The sequence below is a fragment of the Streptomyces sp. NPDC058653 genome, from assembly GCF_042716895.1.
Taxonomy (GTDB): Bacteria; Actinomycetota; Actinomycetes; order Streptomycetales; family Streptomycetaceae; genus Streptomyces.
In genome coordinates this window covers 284,357-300,648 of record NZ_JBHXRM010000003.1, presented here as the reverse complement: position 1 = coordinate 300,648, position 16,292 = coordinate 284,357, and the positions used below count along the sequence as shown (strand labels likewise).

The 16,292-nt window shown below is 72.7% G+C and carries 16 protein-coding genes and 1 pseudogene; 7 read left to right on the top strand and 10 right to left on the bottom strand.

Annotated elements, in window-relative coordinates; translation table 11 throughout:
- The first annotated feature begins 231 nt into the window (after window positions 1-231).
- Complete coding sequence (locus ACFWU9_RS04675) at window positions 232-1,032, top strand: enoyl-CoA hydratase/isomerase family protein (protein ID WP_384314885.1); 801 nt, start codon at window positions 232-234, stop codon at window positions 1,030-1,032.
- A 40-nt stretch (window positions 1,033-1,072) separates the two neighbouring features.
- On the opposite strand, the gene ACFWU9_RS04670 is transcribed toward ACFWU9_RS04675, so the two are convergent.
- Window positions 1,073-1,669 (bottom strand): DNA-3-methyladenine glycosylase I, encoded by a 597-nt coding sequence (locus ACFWU9_RS04670; protein WP_384314884.1) that lies wholly within the window; start codon window positions 1,667-1,669, stop codon window positions 1,073-1,075.
- Entirely contained in the window at window positions 1,666-2,019 is a 354-nt protein-coding gene (locus tag ACFWU9_RS04665; RefSeq protein WP_384314883.1) for a DivIVA domain-containing protein, read from the bottom strand. Before ACFWU9_RS04665 ends, ACFWU9_RS04670 begins: the two co-directional genes overlap by 4 nt.
- Before the next feature lie 111 nt (window positions 2,020-2,130).
- Between ACFWU9_RS04665 and folP the strand changes: the two genes are divergently transcribed.
- A complete protein-coding gene (gene folP, locus ACFWU9_RS04660) occupies window positions 2,131-3,003 on the top strand; it encodes a dihydropteroate synthase (RefSeq protein WP_384314882.1) in 873 nt (290 codons plus the stop codon).
- Between the two features lie 56 nt (window positions 3,004-3,059).
- Here the strand turns inward: folP and ACFWU9_RS04655 are convergent, their stop codons facing one another.
- Complete coding sequence (locus tag ACFWU9_RS04655) at window positions 3,060-3,809, bottom strand: TIGR00730 family Rossman fold protein (protein ID WP_384314881.1); 750 nt, start codon at window positions 3,807-3,809, stop codon at window positions 3,060-3,062.
- A 152-nt stretch (window positions 3,810-3,961) separates the two neighbouring features.
- Window positions 3,962-5,053 carry a succinyl-diaminopimelate desuccinylase gene (dapE, locus tag ACFWU9_RS04650; protein WP_384314880.1) on the bottom strand — a complete coding sequence of 364 codons (1,092 nt, stop codon included), beginning with the start codon at window positions 5,051-5,053 and terminating at the stop codon, window positions 3,962-3,964.
- 96 nt (window positions 5,054-5,149) lie between these two features.
- Here dapE and ACFWU9_RS04645 point away from each other — a divergent pair, with 96 nt between their 5' ends.
- Window positions 5,150-6,151, top strand: a complete 1,002-nt coding sequence (locus ACFWU9_RS04645; RefSeq protein ID WP_384314879.1) for a hypothetical protein — start codon at window positions 5,150-5,152, stop codon at window positions 6,149-6,151.
- A gap of 288 nt (window positions 6,152-6,439) precedes the next feature.
- Window positions 6,440-6,880, top strand: coding sequence for an ATP-binding protein (locus ACFWU9_RS04640; protein WP_384314878.1), 441 nt, complete (start codon window positions 6,440-6,442; stop codon window positions 6,878-6,880).
- A gap of 162 nt (window positions 6,881-7,042) precedes the next feature.
- On the opposite strand, the gene dapC is transcribed toward ACFWU9_RS04640, so the two are convergent.
- Entirely contained in the window at window positions 7,043-8,137 is a 1,095-nt protein-coding gene (gene dapC, locus ACFWU9_RS04635) for a succinyldiaminopimelate transaminase (RefSeq protein ID WP_384314877.1), read from the bottom strand.
- A gap of 99 nt (window positions 8,138-8,236) precedes the next feature.
- Window positions 8,237-8,563 carry a ferredoxin gene (fdxA, locus tag ACFWU9_RS04630; protein ID WP_189111520.1) on the bottom strand — a complete coding sequence of 109 codons (327 nt, stop codon included), beginning with the start codon at window positions 8,561-8,563 and terminating at the stop codon, window positions 8,237-8,239.
- A 139-nt stretch (window positions 8,564-8,702) separates the two neighbouring features.
- Between fdxA and ACFWU9_RS04625 the strand changes: the two genes are divergently transcribed.
- Complete coding sequence (locus ACFWU9_RS04625; protein ID WP_384314876.1) at window positions 8,703-9,755, top strand: GNAT family N-acetyltransferase; 1,053 nt, start codon at window positions 8,703-8,705, stop codon at window positions 9,753-9,755.
- A 17-nt stretch (window positions 9,756-9,772) separates the two neighbouring features.
- Window positions 9,773-10,621 (top strand): transglutaminase-like domain-containing protein, encoded by an 849-nt coding sequence (locus ACFWU9_RS04620; protein WP_384314875.1) that lies wholly within the window; start codon window positions 9,773-9,775, stop codon window positions 10,619-10,621.
- Window positions 10,622-10,720: 99 nt separating this feature from the next.
- Here the strand turns inward: ACFWU9_RS04620 and ACFWU9_RS04615 are convergent, their stop codons facing one another.
- The 4 genes from ACFWU9_RS04615 to ACFWU9_RS04600 all read right to left on the bottom strand — a co-directional run bounded on the left by ACFWU9_RS04615 (window position 10,721) and on the right by ACFWU9_RS04600 (window position 14,838).
- Window positions 10,721-12,892: a hypothetical protein gene (locus ACFWU9_RS04615; RefSeq protein ID WP_384314874.1), complete on the bottom strand. Its 2,172-nt coding sequence runs from the start codon at window positions 12,890-12,892 to the stop codon at window positions 10,721-10,723.
- Window positions 12,893-13,099: 207 nt separating this feature from the next.
- Window positions 13,100-13,615 (bottom strand): DUF6113 family protein, encoded by a 516-nt coding sequence (locus ACFWU9_RS04610; RefSeq protein WP_384314873.1) that lies wholly within the window; start codon window positions 13,613-13,615, stop codon window positions 13,100-13,102.
- Entirely contained in the window at window positions 13,612-14,514 is a 903-nt protein-coding gene (gene mshB, locus ACFWU9_RS04605) for an N-acetyl-1-D-myo-inositol-2-amino-2-deoxy-alpha-D-glucopyranoside deacetylase (RefSeq protein ID WP_384314872.1), read from the bottom strand. The genes ACFWU9_RS04610 and mshB overlap by 4 nt, the downstream gene beginning before the upstream one ends.
- A 129-nt stretch (window positions 14,515-14,643) precedes the next feature.
- Window positions 14,644-14,838 (bottom strand): hypothetical protein, encoded by a 195-nt coding sequence (locus ACFWU9_RS04600; protein WP_384314871.1) that lies wholly within the window; start codon window positions 14,836-14,838, stop codon window positions 14,644-14,646.
- Window positions 14,839-15,019: 181 nt separating this feature from the next.
- On the opposite strand from ACFWU9_RS04600, the pseudogene ACFWU9_RS04595 reads away from it, so the two are divergent.
- Window positions 15,020-16,180 (top strand): annotated as a pseudogene (locus tag ACFWU9_RS04595) (DPP IV N-terminal domain-containing protein); the annotation flags it as partial.
- Window positions 16,181-16,292: the final 112 nt, after the last annotated feature.

Here is a 16,292-nt window from a genome sequence, read left to right as displayed (position 1 = left end):
TCCCGCATGGCGGGACCCGATGACCAACATCGGACGGCATCGCTTACGCAACGCGCTCTCTCAAAACGACTCAATTCGGCGATCCGCCTGCGATACTTCGCCGCTGTTCACGGCTCCGCGGCCATGGATTGTTAGACGCAGGTCACATGCCGACCTGGGGTGATCTCCGCCATGCTGGGCCCCGGACAGGACAGCCGGACGAGCAGTCACAGTCGCAGAGGAGATCCGATCATGGCCGACACGGTGCTGTACGAGGTGGGCGACGGGCTGGCGACCGTCACGATCAACCGGCCCGAGGCCATGAACGCGCTGAACGTCGCCGCCAAGGTCGCCCTGCGGGACGCGCTGCGCACCGCCGCGGACGACTCCGCCGTACGCGCCGTGCTCCTCACCGCCACCGGACGGGCCTTCTGCGTGGGCCAGGACCTGAAGGAGCACATCTCCCTCATGGCACAGGACGCGGCCGACGGCGGCGGCGGGACCATGAGGACCGTCGGCGAGCACTACAACCCCGTCGTGCGGGCCCTGACCGAGATGCCGAAGCCGGTCGTCGCCGGGGTCAACGGGGTCGCGGCGGGCGCGGGGCTCGGCTTCGCGCTCGCCTGCGACTACCGCGTCGCGGCGGACACGGCCTCCTTCAACACCTCGTTCGCGGGGGTCGCGCTGACGGCCGACTCCGGCGTGTCGTGGACGCTGCCCCGGCTGATCGGCGGGAGCAGGGCGGCCGATCTGCTGATGTTCCCCCGGTCGATCACGGCGGAGCAGGCCCATGAGCTGGGGATCGTCAACAAGCTGGTCCCGGCGGCCGACCTCGCCGCCGAGGCGGCGGCGGTCGCGCGCGCCCTCGCGGAGGGCCCCACGCTGGCGTACGCGGCGCTGAAGGAGTCCCTGGCGTACGGCGCGGGCCACTCGCTGGCCGAGACGCTGGAGAAGGAGGACGAACTCCAGAACCGGGCGGGCGCGTCGCAGGACCACGGCATCGCGGTCCAGGCCTTCCTGGACAAGGCGAAGCCCCGCTACGTGGGCCGCTGACACCGTCCTCGGGGTCCCCGGCGCCGGGGACCCCGGGGGTTCACCTCGCCGCGAGCTGCCGGCGCACCAGGCAGCCGGCCAGGTGGTCGTCGACCAGGCCGCACGCCTGCATCAGCGCGTACGCCGTCGTGGGGCCGACGAATCGGATGCCGCGCTTCTTGAGCGCCTTGGCCAGCGCGGTGGACTCGTCGCTGACGGCCGGAATGTCCCCGACCGTCTTCGGCACCGGGCGGGTCGCCGGGTCGGGGGCGTACGACCAGATGAGGGTGTCCAGCTCACCGGCGGACCAGCCGGCCAGCTCGCGCGCGTTGGCGAGGGTGGCGTCGATCTTGGCGCGGTTGCGGATGATGCCCTCGTCGGTCAGCAGCCGGGCGGCGTCCGCGTCGGTGAAGGCGGCGACCGCCGGGATGTGGAACCCGGCGAAGGCCCGGCGGAAGCCCTCCCTGCGGCGCAGGATCGTGATCCAGGAGAGGCCGGACTGGAACGCCTCCAGACAGAGCCGCTCGAAGAGCGCGTCGTCGCCGTGGACGGGCCGGCCCCACTCCTCGTCGTGGTACTTGACGTAGTCCTCCGTCGACAGGCCCCAGGGACAGCGCAGCTCGCCGTCCGGGCCCTCCACCGCTCCGCCGCCGGTCATCGCTCGTCCTCCTCGCCCGGGTTCTTGAAGAGGTCGGGCCCCGCGACCGCGGTCGCCTGGGCGCCCGCCAGGGTGGACTCCAGCTCGGCGATCCGGGCGTCCCGCTCGGCCAGCTCGGCGCCGACCCTGGCCAGCACCTCGTCCACGTCCGCCATCCGGTAGCCCCGGAGGGCGAGCGGCAGCCGCAGGGCCTCTATGTCGGCCCGGCCCACCGGGCGGGTCATGGGCAGCGGGTCCACGAGGAGTTCGGGCGCGGACTCGGGCAGCACCTCGCGGTCGCCGCCGCCGACCACGGCGAGGGTGACCGAGGCCACCACCACGACCATCGCGATGAGCAGGAACAGGAACACGTGCTTCTCCCCGGGGCAGGAAAACGTCCGGTGCCGATCGTGCCATGCGGGACCGACAGTTAGGGTCTGTTGGCAACGGCACGGACGGCTGGAACAGGCGGTGACCAGGGGATGAGCAGCGGCACTCTGCGGCTGGGACGGCGGGAGTTCGGCCCGTACGAGCCGGTGATCATGGCCATCGTCAACCGGACGCCGGACTCCTTCTACGACCAGGGCGCGACCTTCCGCGACCAGCCGGCGCTGGACCGGGTGGAGCACGCGGTGTCCGAGGGCGCCGCGATCATCGACATCGGCGGGGTGAAGGCGGGACCCGGCGACGAGGTGACGGCCGAGGAGGAGGCGCGGCGCACGGTCGGTTTCGTGGCCGAGGTCCGCAGGCGCTACCCGGACGTGGTGATCAGCGTCGACACCTGGCGGCACGAGGTGGGCGAGGCCGTCTGCGAGGCGGGCGCCGATGTGCTCAACGACGCCTGGGGCGGGGTGGACCCGAAACTCGCCGAGGTCGCCGCGCGGTACGGCGCGGGGCTGGTCTGCACGCACGCGGGCGGGGCGGAGCCGCGGACCCGGCCGCACCGGATCGCGTACGACGACGTGGTCGCGGACATTCTCCGCGTCACCCTCGGGCTGGCCGGCAGGGCCCTGGAGCTGGGTGTCCGCGGGGACGCGATCATGATCGATCCCGGGCACGACTTCGGGAAGAGCACCCGGCACTCGCTGGAGGCGACCCGCAGGCTGGGCGAGCTGGCGGAGACCGGCTGGCCGGTACTCGTCTCGCTGTCCAACAAGGACTTCGTCGGCGAGACCCTCGACCGGCCGGTGAAGGAGCGGGTGATCGGCACGCTCGCGACGACCGCCGTCTCCGCCTGGCTCGGGGCGCGGATCTACCGCGTGCACGAGGTGGCCGAGACGCGGCAGGTGCTGGACATGGTGGCCTCCATCGCGGGCCACCGGCCCCCGGCGGTGGCCCGCCGGGGACTGGCCTGAGCCACGCCCTTGGTGAAGAGGGCGCGACCGGGACGCCATCCTCCTTACGGAGGCGGCTACTTGCCGGTCTCCTTGGTCACCAGCGCCACCGCCTCGTCCACGTCGTCCGTGACGTGGAACAACATCAGGTCCTTCTCGGACGCCTTGCCCTGCGCCACGACCGTGTCCCGCAGCCAGTCGATGAGCCCGGTCCAGTACCGCGTCCCGAAGAGGACGATGGGGAAGCGGGTCACCTTCCGTGTCTGGACCAGGGTGAGCGCCTCGAAGAGTTCGTCCAGCGTGCCGAGGCCGCCGGGCAGAACCACGAATCCCTGGGCATACTTCACAAACATCGTCTTCCGGACGAAGAAGTAACGGAAGTTGACCCCGATGTCGACGTGCGGGTTGAGCCCCTGCTCGAAGGGCAGCTCGATACCGAGCCCGACGGAGATGCCCTTCGCCTCCCGCGCCCCCTTGTTCGCGGCCTCCATCGCGCCCGGCCCGCCGCCCGTGATCACCGCGAAACCGGCCTCGACCAGCGCCCGTCCGATCCGTACGCCCGACTCGTAGTCCGGTGAGTCCGCGGGAGTGCGGGCCGAGCCGAAGACGCTGATGGCGCTGGGGAGTTCGGCGAGCGCGCCGAAGCCCTCCACGAACTCGGACTGGATGCGCATGACCCGCCAGGGATCGGTGTGCACCCACTCGGAGTCGCCCTCGGTGTCCAGCAGCCGCTGGTCGGTGGTGCCTGCCTGCACCTGGTCCCGGCGACGCAGCACCGGCCCGAGACGCTGCGTGTCCGGCTTCCGTGCTTCCTCAGGACTGCCCATGGACTGCTCCCTCCGCTGCTGTGCCAGTTCTCGGCCAGCGTAGATCCATGGAGATGACAAACGGCGAAATTCCGACGGTCGGTCCGGCTCCCCCGCCGTACCGACCGCCCGCACACCTCGACGGAGGCCGGGCCCCGCCCGGCGGACGCACCCTAGGAGCTCAGCCACTCCCGCAACCGGTTCTCGCAGTGAGTGATCCGCTCGACGGCCACGCGCTCGTCGCGCTTGTGGGCCAGCAGCGCGTCCCCGGGGCCGTAATTGACCGCGGGGACTCCCAGGGCCCCGAAGCGCGAGACGTCCGTCCAGCCGAACTTGGGCTGCGCGGTGCCGCCCACGGCCGCCATGAACGCGGCGGCTGCGGGGTGCGAGAGGCCGGGCAGGGCCGCGCCCGAGTGATCGTCCACGATGAACTCCCGGACCCCGCAGTCGGCGAACACCTCGCGGACGTGCGCGACGGCCTCCGCCTCACCTCTGTCGGGCGCGTAGCGGTAGTTGACGACCACGGTGCACTCGTCGGGGATGACGTTGGTCGCCACTCCCCCCTCGATCGCCACGGCGTTGAGGCCCTCGTGGTACTCCAGTCCGTCGATCACCGGGCGGCGCGGTTCGTAGGAGGCGAGGCGGGCCAGGATGGGCGCGGCGGCGTGGATGGCGTTGGACCCCATCCAGCTGCGCGCCGAGTGCGCCCGCTCGCCCTCCGTACGGAGGTGGACCCGCAGCGTCCCCTGGCAGCCGCCCTCGACCTGCGCGTCGGAGGGTTCGAGCAGGATGGCGAAGTCGGCCTCCAGGAGGTCGGGCCGGGCGGCGGCCACCTGCCCGAGTCCGTTGAGGTCGGCGGCGACCTCCTCGTTGTCGTAGAAGACGAAGGTGAGGTCGCGGTTGGGCGCGGGGACGGTCGCGGCGACGCGCAGCTGCACGGCGACGCCCGACTTCATGTCGGTGGTGCCGCAGCCCCACAGGACGCCGTCCGCGTCCAGCCTGGAGGGCACGTTGTCGGCGATCGGGACGGTGTCGATGTGCCCGGCGAGGATGACCCGCTCGTCCCGTCCGAGGTCGGTACGCGCCACGACGTTGTTGCCGTACCGCTCGACGGCGAGATGCGGCAGCGCGCGCAGCGCGTCCTCGATCGCGTCGGCGAGGGGCTTCTCCGCGCCGCTGACGGACGGGATGTCGACGAGCCGGGCGGTGAGCTCCGGGGCGTCCAGCGTGAGGTCCAGCGAGGTTCCGGGCTTCGTTTCGGGCATGGCCAGACCCTACGACGTGGGCGGTGTCCCGCGGGGGCCGAAGGGGGCTTCGCGGACGGGCCCTGGGCGACAGGCGGGGCCGGTACGGTAAGCGGCGTGTCCGAGACCGCCTCCCCTTCCCGTCGCGGCCGTTTCCTGCGTATCGCGGCCGGATTCACCGTGCTCCTCGCGCTGGCCGGCTACCTCGTGGTGCGGTACGTCTCCGGCGACGGCGGCCCGCCGCGCTGCGTCGCGCGGGCGGCCGACTCGTCCGACGGCGACGTCCCCACGTACGAGATGAGCCCCGAGCAGGCCGCGAACGCCGCCACGATCTCCGCAGTCGGCACCACCCGCGGCATGCCCGAGCGCGCCGTCACGATCGCCCTGGCGACCGCTCTCCAGGAGTCGGCGCTGCGGAACATCGACCACGGGGACCGCGACTCCGTGGGGCTCTTCCAGCAGCGGCCGTCGAAGGGCTGGGGCACGGTCGAGCAGATCCTCGACCCGGTCTACTCGGCCGGGAAGTTCTACGCGGGGCTCGCCGAGGTGCCGGGCTACTCACGGCTTCCTCTTACGGAGGCGGCGCAGCGCGTCCAGCGCAGTGGCTTCCCGCAGGCGTACGCGAAGCACGAGCCGGACGCGACGCTGCTGTCGGCCGCGCTGACCGGCCGGGCCGCCGCGACGCTCACCTGCACGGGCGGCGTGAGCGACGGCGAGCCGGGCGATCCGGCGAAGGTACGGGCGGCCCTGACGCACGCGTTCGGGCCCAAGGTGCTGCCGGACGGCGACGCCGCCGACGCGCCCCCGGAGGGCTCCGAGGCGGGCGGTCGGGCCGACGGACAGGCGGGCGGCGAGGCGGCGGCGGAGCCGGTCGCCGAGCCGGTCGCCAAGGGCCCCGCCGAGGTCGCCGTACCGGTCGGCGGCTCGGACGAGGCCCGCGGCTGGGAGCTCGCCCACTGGGCGGTGGCGCACTCCGCCGATCTGCGGATCGCCGAGGTCTCCGTAGGAGACCGGGTGTGGAGCGCGGCAAGGTCCGACGAGGGCTGGCGAAAGACCGACGGTGATTCCGGGCCGCAGAAGTCCGGCGGAAACAACGTTCGAATGCGCATCGCGCAGTAGTACGGCGCGGTCGCCCTAACGGAGTAGTCCCGGCATATCCGGCCGGCATTGCGCCGCCGCGTAGGGCGATTCCCTCACATGGCCCCAAATCCCTTGTCAGAAAAGCGAAGTGACGGTTCAGCAGATCGCCGCGCCGAGGATCCTTTGACCGTTTTTATCCGTAACCGATAATGCGACGCATTACCAATTCTTTACTCTTGCATACCGCAACCTCCGACGCCCTTCGAGGGGTTGTCACTGCGTCCGATCGCTGGACACGACAATTTCCTCTCCCGTCGAAGGAGCATCATGTCCCTCCCCCTGACCCGTCGGATCGCCCGTGCCGCGCTGCTTATCGCGGCGGGCGCAGCCCCCGTGGTCGGTGCGGCCGGCTCCGCCAGCGCTGTGGCCCTCCCGCAGACCGCCGACCTCGGCAGCGTCTCCCAGCTGGACGGCGCCGCCCTCGGCGACACGCTCGACAGCGGCGCGCGGCAGGCGACCGGTCTGGCGGGCGAGGCGGGCAGCGAGACGATCGCCACGTCCGTCCCGGCGGCCGGCAAGACCCTCGGCGGCGTCGCCAAGGCCGCGACCCCGGTCGCCCAGCGGGCGGCCGGCGAGGCCGCCGGCAGCGCCGGTCAGACCCTCGGTGACGCGGCGACGTCCGTCACCGAGAACGGTCTGCCGACCGACTCCCTCGGAAAGGGCCTGCCCACCGACAAGCTGCCGGTCAACACCCTGCCGCTCGGCTGATCCCGCCCGGCCCGCGAGTCCGGCCCGCAGGTCCGGCCCGCAGGTCCGGCCCGCAGGTCCGGCCCGCAGGTCCGGCCCGCACGGACGAGCACGCGAAGGGGCTCGGGGAGTACCTACTCCCCGAGCCCCTTCGCGTTGTCCCGGAACCGGCCTCGCCGGGTGTCAGCGGAGCCGCTTGACCGCCGCCTCCACGCGCTCGTCCGTCGCCGTGAACGCCACCCGTACGTGATTCCCGCCCGCGGGCCCGTAGAAGTCCCCGGGCGCCACCAGGATCCCCAGCTCCGCCAGCCGCGCCACCGTCTCCCAGCACGGCTCGTCGCGCGTCGCCCAGAGGTAGAGGCTCGCCTCGCTGTGCTCGATCCGGAAGCCGTGGGCCTCCAGGGCCGCGCGCAGCGCGGTGCGGCGCGCGGCGTACCGCGCGCGCTGCTCCGCCACATGCGTGTCGTCGCCGAGCGCCGCGACGGTGGCCGCCTGCACCGGCGCGGGCGTCATCATGCCGCTGTGCCGGCGGACCCGGAGCAGCTCGCCCAGGACGGCCGCGTCGCCCGCGACGAAGGCCGCGCGGTAGCCGGCCAGGTTGGAGCGCTTGGAGAGCGAGTGGACGGCCACGACGCCCTCGTAGGAGCCTCCGCAGACGTCCGGGTGGAGCACGGAGACGGGCTCGGCCTCCCAGCCGAGTTCCAGATAGCACTCGTCGCTGACGAGCAGCACACCGTGCTCACGCGCCCAGGCGACGATCCGCGTCAGCTCCGCCTTGTCCAGGACCCGCCCGGTCGGGTTCGATGGCGAGTTCAGCCAGAGCAGCTTGAGGCCCGCCGGGTCGAGTTCGGTCGGGTCTTCGTAGGAGACGGGCTCCGCGCCGCACAGCCGCGCCCCCACCTCGTACGTCGGGTAGGCCAGCCGGGGGTACGCGACCCGGTCGCCGGCGCCGAGGCCGAGCTGGGTCGGCAGCCAGGCCACCAGCTCCTTGGAGCCGAGCACCGGGAGCACGTTGGTCTGCGTGACACCACGTGCCCCGAGCCGCCGTTCGACCCAGCCCGTCAGCGCGTCACGCAGCTCGGCGGTGCCCCACACCGTGGGATAGCCGGGCGAGTCGGCCGCGGCGACCAGGGCCCGCTGGATCAGCTCGGGGACCGGGTCCACGGGGGTCCCGACGGACAGGTCCACGATGCCGTCCGGATGGGCCGACGCCGTCGCCTTGTAGGGCTCCAGCTTGTCCCAGGGGAAGACCGGAAGTCGCGAAGAGGCTGCGGACACGGTGCTCACTCTCTCGGTGGTGCTCGGTTGTCGGTGCGACGGGGGAAACGCCTCGGTCCCGTACGGCGGATCGCCGTACGGGACCGAGGGCACGCGTCGTCAGTCGTTCTGAGGCTGCGGCGGCAGTGCGGCGATGAAGGGGTGGTCACGCTCGATCAGACCGAGCTTGGACGCACCACCGGGTGAACCGAGCTCGTCGAAGAACTCCACGTTCGCCTTGTAGTAGTCCTTCCACTCCTCCGGAGTGTCGTCCTCGTAGAAGATCGCCTCGACCGGGCAGACCGGCTCACAGGCGCCACAGTCGACGCATTCGTCCGGATGAATGTACAAGGACCGGGAGCCCTCGTAGATGCAGTCGACCGGGCACTCTTCGATGCACGCCTTGTCCTTGAGATCCACACAAGGCTGCGCGATGACGTAGGTCACGCTGTCGTTCCTCCTCGATAGGGCGCGGCGGGCCATCTGCGGCTCCGTCCACGGGCGCGCGGGAGCGCGGCGTCGTCGATGCCCGCACCTAGTATCTCCGTTCCTGGGCACGATCCGCACAGGAGGGGCGCACAGAGCTGTGGAATTCACAACCGGAGGACGGCTGACGGTCCGGATCACCCGCGCCGACGTGGGAAAACGCGTGTCGGTCCGCCGTCTGACCGGCTCCTTCGACGGGACGGAGAAGTTCACCGATACGGTCGGTGTCCTCACCTCCTGGGACGACAATGTGGTCCTCATCACACGCCGCACGGGTGAAACTGTCCGCATCGCGGAATCCTCGCTCGTCGCGGGCAAGGTCGTCCCGCCCGCGCCGGCCAGGCGGCGGGGTCCCGCCGCCTCCTTCCGGGAGCTGGCCGGGGTGACCGCGCGGGCCTGGCAGCCCGTGGAGCGCGAGGCGCTCGGCGAGTGGGAGCTGCGGGCGTCCGGCGGGTTCACCCGGCGCGCCAACTCGGCGCTGCCGCTGGGCGACCCGGGAATGCCCCTGGACGAGGCTCTGACGCGCGTACGGGACTGGTACGGCCTGCGGAGCCTGCCGGCGTACATCCAGACCGCCACGGGCGCCGAGGGGACGCAGGAGCCGCTCTGCGCCGAGCTGGAGGCGCGCGGCTGGCGGCGGGAGGTCACGGCCGAGGTGCGCGTCGGCGCGCTCGCGCCGCTGGTGGACGGCGGACCGGAGACGGCGTCCGCCCCGCGGGTACGGCTGACGCGGACCGTCGACGAGTCGTGGCTCCGCCGCTATCAGCGCTTCGACGAGCCCGGTCCCCACGTGCGGGAGGTGCTCGGCAGCGGGCCGTCCGTGTGGTTCGCGTCGGTCGACAGCGACAGCGACGGTGACGGTGACGGCGACGGCGACGGCGACGGCAACGACGGCGATGGCGCCCCGGCGGCGATCGGCCGGTGTGTCGTGGACGGACGCTGGGCGGGCTTCATGGCCGTCGAGGTCGATCCCGCGCGGCGGCGGCGGGGGCTGGCGAGCGCGGTGATGCGCGCCCTCGCCGGCCGGGCGCTGGAGGAGGGCGCGTCCGCCGCCTGGCTCCAGGTGGAGTCGGACAACGAGGCCGCGGGCGCGTTGTACGACGGCATGGGCTTCGCCACGCACCACCGGTACCACCACTTCCGACCCGCGTGAGGAGCGACGGACCGGCCATGGAACCACCCCGACCACCCTCGTCCGACCAACGGAACAGGTTCGCCGCCGAGGCCCGCGCGGAGCGGCCCGACATCGCGCTGCTCTGCCTCCTCATCGGTACGGAGGCGGACTCCGAGCTGGACGGGGCCGGGATCGACGCGGCGCAGATCGAGCTCGACCGGCTGGCCGGGATGCTGCCCTTCGGTCTCGACGACCCGCGCTCCTGGGCCGCGGCGCTGGAGGACCTGCTGGGCACGCGCCTCGGCTTCCGGGGCACACCGGGCGAGTACGGGCGCCTGGAGGCCTCCCTGCTGCACGAGGTCCTGCGCCGTAGGCGCGGCCTTCCGATCCTGCTCTCGGTGCTGTGGACCGAGGTCGCGCGCCGCGCCGGGGCGCCGGTGTACGGGGTGGCCCTGCCAGGTCACTTCGTCGTCGGCATCGGCGCGCCCGACGAGCCCGACGAAGGGGTGCTGGTCGACCCGTTCACCGGTGGGCGGCTGCTGACCCGGCAGGACACCGAGACCCTCGTGAGAGGGGCCACCGGGGCCCCTCTGGTGCCGTCGATGCTGAGCCCGGCCGAACCGCTGCACGTCGTGATCCGGATCCTGAACAACCTCCGCGCGTGGGCGTCGACGCGTCCGGAGCGCGGCGATGTCGCGCTGTGGGCCCTCGAACTCAGCCTGCTGCTGCCGTCCCACCCGGCCCGGCTCCGCTACGAACGCGCCCAACTGCTGGTGCGGCGCGGGGATTTCCTGACGGGGGCGGCGGAGATGGACGAGTACGCGGAGGTGGTCGCGGCGGTGGAGCCGGCGACCGCCGACGCGATCCGCCACAAGGCCCGGGCGGCCCGCGCGATGCTGAACTGAGCGCGGCCGGGGGGACGACGGCCGGGGACGCGGCCGGGGGACGACAACAAAAACCGGACGGGCCGCGTGTGCGGCCCGTCCGGCTTCCTCAGGAGCGTGTCAGCCCTGCGGGTCGAGCTCGATCTCCGCGGTGCGTTCGTCCGGGGTCTTGCCCAGCAGCGGCTTCTGCATCGCCTGCGCGACGTCCGCCGCCGACACCGGGTGTTCCTTGCCGTCGGCCTTGGTGATCGTCAGACCGTCGAAGACGCCGTCCAGCAGCTCCTCGATCGCTCCCCTGTCGTAGACCTCGACGAGCCTGCCGTCGATCGGCTTCATGGAGAGGATCTGCGGCAGCGACCGGTCGGGGCCGAACTGGATCTGCTTGCCACCGGCCTTGATCGTGATCAGGCCCGACATCGCCGGTTCGGCGAACTCCTTCATCGCCCGGTCGAGTTCGGCCTGGTCGATCGTCGGTTCGCGGCTGCTGATGGGCAGTTCGACGCTGTTGGGCTTGCCCGTCTCGACCTGGGCGCGGTAGGCGTCCCGTACCGAGATCATCGAGCGTTCGACATCGAGCGCCTTGCCCGTCTTGCCCGGTACGGCGACGGCCTTGCCCGGCTCGAACTTGATCGTGCCGTCGGCCGCCGAGCCCGAGTCGCCCGCGAGGTCGGTGAGCGCGACGCGGAGCTTCTCCTCGTCGACCGGGATCACGGGCTCGGTGACACGTTCGCCGCCGAAGAGCGAGCCGATCACGGAGACCGGGTTGTAGTCGCTGCCCGCCGCGTTGCGGACCGTCGCCTGGCTGTCGAAGGTGAGCCCCGCCTTGTCGGGCCCGAGCTCCTCCTTCTTGCCGCCGACGGTCAGCTGGAGCGGCGCCGTCGACCGCTGGCCGAGCGTCGCCTCCAGCTTGTCGACCGCGTCGTCGCGGGTGCCCCCGCCGATGTCCACCCCGAAGACGGTGGTGCCCTTCGGGACGTCGGAGTGGTTCAGGAGCAGTCCGGCGCCGTAGGCGATCGCGACGAGCGTCACGACGCCGGCGGCTGCGGCCACGAGCTTCGAGCGGCCCTTCTTCTTGGGAGGCGGGCTCGCCGTCCGCGCGGGCGCCGGGCCCGAACCGGGCCCCGCCGGATTGGCCGAGGCCGGTCCCGGTGGGCCCGGGAAGTCCGCCGACGAGAAGTCGGGGTTGCCGCCTCCGTGGGACGAGGGTCCCGCGGACATGGGGCCGCCGGGCGACGGGGCCGGAGGCGGGGGCAGTTGGCCGTCCTGGAACCGGCCGCCGGACAGATCGGCGCGCGGCACGGCGCCCGTCTGGGAACCGGCGGGCGGGAAGGGCGAACGGTTGTCGGACGGCACCACCGGGATACCGCTGGAGAGCGTGTCGCCCGACACATGCGTCCCGGCGCCGCCCGGAGGCTCGGGCGCGGGCTGCTGCGGGGTCAGGATGGCCGTGTCGTCCGACATGCGCGGCGCTCCGCCGCGGTCGTCCCGGTCACCCCGGCCGGGGCTCACCGGGCCCGTGGGACCGCCCGACGCCCCCAGGTCGGCGCCCGGCGGCAGATCCAGGAAGGCGAGCGACGACGTGCCGCTCGCGGGGCCCGAGGTCGGCCCGTCGGGCGCGCCCGAGCCGAAGGCCGGTGAACCGCCCCTGCCGGGCGGCATGAAGGCGTTGCCCCCGGGAGCCGGCGGGCGCGGAATTCCCGCGCCGCCCCGGGTGTCGGGCTCGTTGTCGGTGCCGTACGGACGGTCGGTACGACCGCCGGTGGCGGGACCCGCGCCGGAGCCGGAAGCCGGCGGTGGGACCTTCGGGCCGGGCGCCGTGACGGCGGCTCCGGCGCCCATCCCACCGGCGAGCGTGCCCCCGCCCGGGGGCTTGCGCGGCGCGAACCAGTCGCTCGCCCCCGGCTTCTCCGGCGCCTCCTCGGCGGAACCCGGGTCGGGCGCCGCGCCGGAACGCTTCGCCCCACCGGTGTCGTCGGCGTTCCGGCCCGGCTTCGCGTCCGCGCCCGTGGGTCCGCCCGGTCCGGACGGGCCGGCGTCCGCGTCGCTCATGGGCGTACGCATGACGACGGGCGGAATGGGCCGCGAACCGGGGATGTTGATCCGGATGCGCGTGGTCAGTGTGGTCTCGGTCTTGGGCTCGTCCGGCTGGGCCGGGGCTGTCTCCTCCGGAGCGTCCTGCTCAGGGTGGAGCGACGGATACTGGCGGGATCCGTACGGCGGTGTCCCCGAGGGGTACGCGGCTCCGCCGCGCCCCTGGGGCCCGGAGGACGAACTGTCAGTTTCACGACTCAAAGCAGGTTCTCCCGGGTTGGCTCCGCCGCCCGTTCTTACTGGTACTCAACTGTGTGGGTCCCCCAAGCCGGAGGCCAGGGGACGGCCCGGAGCGCGCACCACCATACTGTCCTGCGCCGGAACACACCCGACGACCGGGGGAAGCGTTTATTCCACCGACCGTACGGACGTGGTCAATTCGGGCCGACGGGTCACTGGACGGGCGTATCACTTTCCAAGTCGGCCGGACTCCGGAGGCGGTTGCGGTGACCGCGACATGGTGGCACACATCACAGCCACCAGCGCACCGCCCAGCAGATAGACGACCGGGCCCAGCCCCGCGTCGAAGACCCCGTCGCCCTCCGGCCGTCCGAGGCTGAGCACGATGACGGCGATCAGCCAGCCCGCCGCCGGAGCCCCGACGCCGAACGCGGTCCCAGTCGCGGTCCGCCCTCCGTAGAAGAGGCCCCCGGAGGCCAGCAGGGCGAGGAACAGGCCGCCGGGGAAGAACCCGCTCTGGACGAGCGAGCCCGCCGTGCCGACGGCCACCCCGAGGATCAGGAGACCGACGTACGCGGCGATGCGCCCGGGTCTCGGCGGGGAGACGAGCCACGCACCGGGTACGCCGGGATCTCCGGCGTCCGCGGGCGCGCCGGCGCCACCGCGGGCACCCCTGCCCGCACGCGCGGCGTCGCTCGCGCCGCTCTTGGCTTTCGGGCGGCCCGCGCCCTCGCGCCCGCTCACACGCCCACCCCCGCGAAGAGATCCGTCTCACGTACGCCGGCGTCCGCGCCGGAGGCGCCCCGCACCAACTGGTACTGCTCCCTGGTGAGAAGCGGCTGTCCAAGGCCGTTGGAGAGCGCGAAGAACGGCCCGTCCACCACGATCTGTGTGCCGTGGGCGCGCATCGCGGCGGCCTTGTGCGCCGCGTACGCCGTCCCGTCGATCTCCGCCGTGATCTCGGCGTCGTCCACCACCCCGGGGACGTCGTCGATGTCCGCCACACCGTCGAAGGCCACCCCGGAGGCGCGCAGCCGGGCGAACCCCTCCTCGGCGGCCGACCGTGCCACCCGGTTCCAGTAGATCTTGGCGATCGTGTGCGGGGCGCCTCGTCCGGGCCGGAAGTCCCCGTCGGCGGCCTGCTCGGCGGCGCGCATGGCGACGCGGTGGGCCTGGATGTGGTCGGGGTGGCCGTAGCCGCCATGGGGGTCGTACGTCACCAGCACCTGCGGCTGTACGGACCGGATCACTTCCACGAGGTACGCGGCGGCCTCGTCGACCTCCGCGCCCCAGAAAGCGCCCTCACGGCCGTTCTCCGGCAGGCCCATCATGCCGGAGTCCCTGAACCGCCCCCGGCCGCCCAGCAGCCGGTGGTCGGCGACGCCGAGCTCCTTCATGGCCGCGGCCAGTTCACCTTCGCGGTGGGCCCCGAGCGGGCTGACGGCGCCCGCCGGTCCACCACCGGGCGCCAGATGGGCGAGGGAGGGCGGAATGACCTCGCCCTCCTCACCCAGCGTGCACGTCACCAGCGTGACCCGGGCGCCTTCGGCGGCGTACCTGGCCATCGTGGCGCCGTTGTTGATCGACTCGTCGTCGGGGTGCGCGTGGACCAGGAGCAGACGACGGCCGGAGGGATCGGTCATGCCCCCAGCGTACGAGGCGCGCCCGCGGGGACGAGCCCGGGCGGCCACGGCCGGCGGGACACCCCCGAGCGGCCCCCTCCGGACCTGGGAGGACCCGCCCGGAACCCGGGACGCCCTGGAACCGGCGCCCTAGAACTGGAGGTCGCCGATCATGCCCGCCACGTTGTTGGTCAGCTCGGTGATCGAGGGCGCCACCGAGGAGCTGGCGAGATAGAAGCCGAGTAACACACAGATCAGGGCGTGTCCCCCCTTGAGCCCGGATTTCCGGATCAAGATGGTGACGATGATCGCCAGCAGCACCACCGCCGAAATCGAGAGTGCCACGGCGGTTCACCTCCACAGATGGTCGGCGGGGTATTCGATCGGGACGAGCAACACACAAGTGCCGGCGAGTACTTACCCACCTGACGCCATGGATCATAACTATCCGCCGGAACGCATCGATCGGTGCACGGCAGCACACGGGGGCGCACGAAGGACAGGCACGGACGCTAGGTTCGGTCGTATGACCTCGAGGCAACAACTCTCCTTTCCTCGCCAGTACGCAAGGACGCAGCGGTTCACGCTGGGTGCTCCGCGGGCCTTCACGGTGTCCCCCGACGGTTCTCGGGTGGCCTTCCTCCGCTCCACCTCAGGAACGGACCGTACGAACCGTCTCTGGGTGCTCGATCTCGACGACAGATCCGGTACGGCGCGCGAGCGGATCGCCGCCGATCCCGAAGCCCTGCTGGCGGGCACCCCGGAGGAGCTCTCGGCCGAGGAGCGCGCCCGCCGGGAGCGGAGCCGGGAGGGGTCGGCGGGCATCGTCGGCTACGCGGTGGACGGCGCCGCCGAGTTGGCGGCGTTCGCCCTGTCCGGGCGGCTGTTCACCGCCGAGCTGCGGGCCGGTACCGCGCGCGAACTGCCCGTACCGGGCCCGGTGATCGACCCGAGGCCCTCGCCCGACGGGCGGCACATCGCCTATGTGGCCGGGGGCGCGCTGCGGGTGACGGGCGCCGAGGGGGACGGTGACCGTGAACTGGCGGCGCCGGAGGACGCGCAGACCACCTACGGTCTGGCCGAATTCATCGCCGCCGAGGAGATGAGCCGCTCGCGCGGTTTCTGGTGGTCGCCGGAGTCGGACCGGCTGCTGGTGGCCCGGGTCGACGGGGCCGACGTCCAGCGCTGGTGGATCGCCGACCCCGCGCACCCGGACCGCGAACCGGCGACGATCGCCTATCCCGCCGCCGGCACACCCAACGCCGACGTGCGGCTTTACCTGATCGGTCTCGACGGTTCGCGTACGGAGGTGGTCTGGGACCGGGCCACGTTGCCGTATCTCGCGGCCGTCCACTGGTCGTCGGCGGGCGAGCCGCTGCTGCTCGTCCAGGCGCGCGACCAGCGCGACCAGCGGTGTCTTTCGGTCGACACGGCGAGCGGTGCCACGCGTGTCGTACGCGAGGAGACGGACCCTGTTTGGCTTGAACTTTTCGCCGGCGTACCGGCGTTGACGCCCGGCGGCGAGCTGGTGCGGATCGTGGACACACCGGGCGGTGGGAGCGGCGCGGACGGCGAGGGGACCGGGGCTGGCGCGCGCGTGCTCGTCGTCGGTGACCGGGCTCTGACCGGGCCGGAGTTGCAGCTGCGCGCGGTGATCGACATCGGTGAGCGGGACGTGCTGGTGTCGGGGGGGGGGGGGGGGGGCCCCCCCCCCCCCCCGGGCGGGGGGGTGCAAGTGTAACCGCGGCCCCACGGGGGGCCGGGGGGCCGGGGGGCCCCCCCGGGCCGGGGGTGCGGGC

Bases quoted from the DNA above. Each gene is read 5' to 3' on its own strand.
- ACFWU9_RS04675 (WP_384314885.1), top strand. From the start codon at position 232: ATGGCCGACACGGTGCTGTACGAGGTGGGCGACGGGCTGGCGACCGTC.
- ACFWU9_RS04670 (WP_384314884.1), bottom strand. From the start codon at position 1,669: ATGACCGGCGGCGGAGCGGTGGAGGGCCCGGACGGCGAGCTGCGCTGT.
- folP (WP_384314882.1), top strand. From the start codon at position 2,131: ATGAGCAGCGGCACTCTGCGGCTGGGACGGCGGGAGTTCGGCCCGTAC.
- ACFWU9_RS04655 (WP_384314881.1), bottom strand. From the start codon at position 3,809: ATGGGCAGTCCTGAGGAAGCACGGAAGCCGGACACGCAGCGTCTCGGG.
- dapE (WP_384314880.1), bottom strand. From the start codon at position 5,053: ATGCCCGAAACGAAGCCCGGAACCTCGCTGGACCTCACGCTGGACGCC.
- ACFWU9_RS04640 (WP_384314878.1), top strand. From the start codon at position 6,440: ATGTCCCTCCCCCTGACCCGTCGGATCGCCCGTGCCGCGCTGCTTATC.
- ACFWU9_RS04620 (WP_384314875.1), top strand. From the start codon at position 9,773: ATGGAACCACCCCGACCACCCTCGTCCGACCAACGGAACAGGTTCGCC.
- mshB (WP_384314872.1), bottom strand. From the start codon at position 14,514: ATGACCGATCCCTCCGGCCGTCGTCTGCTCCTGGTCCACGCGCACCCC.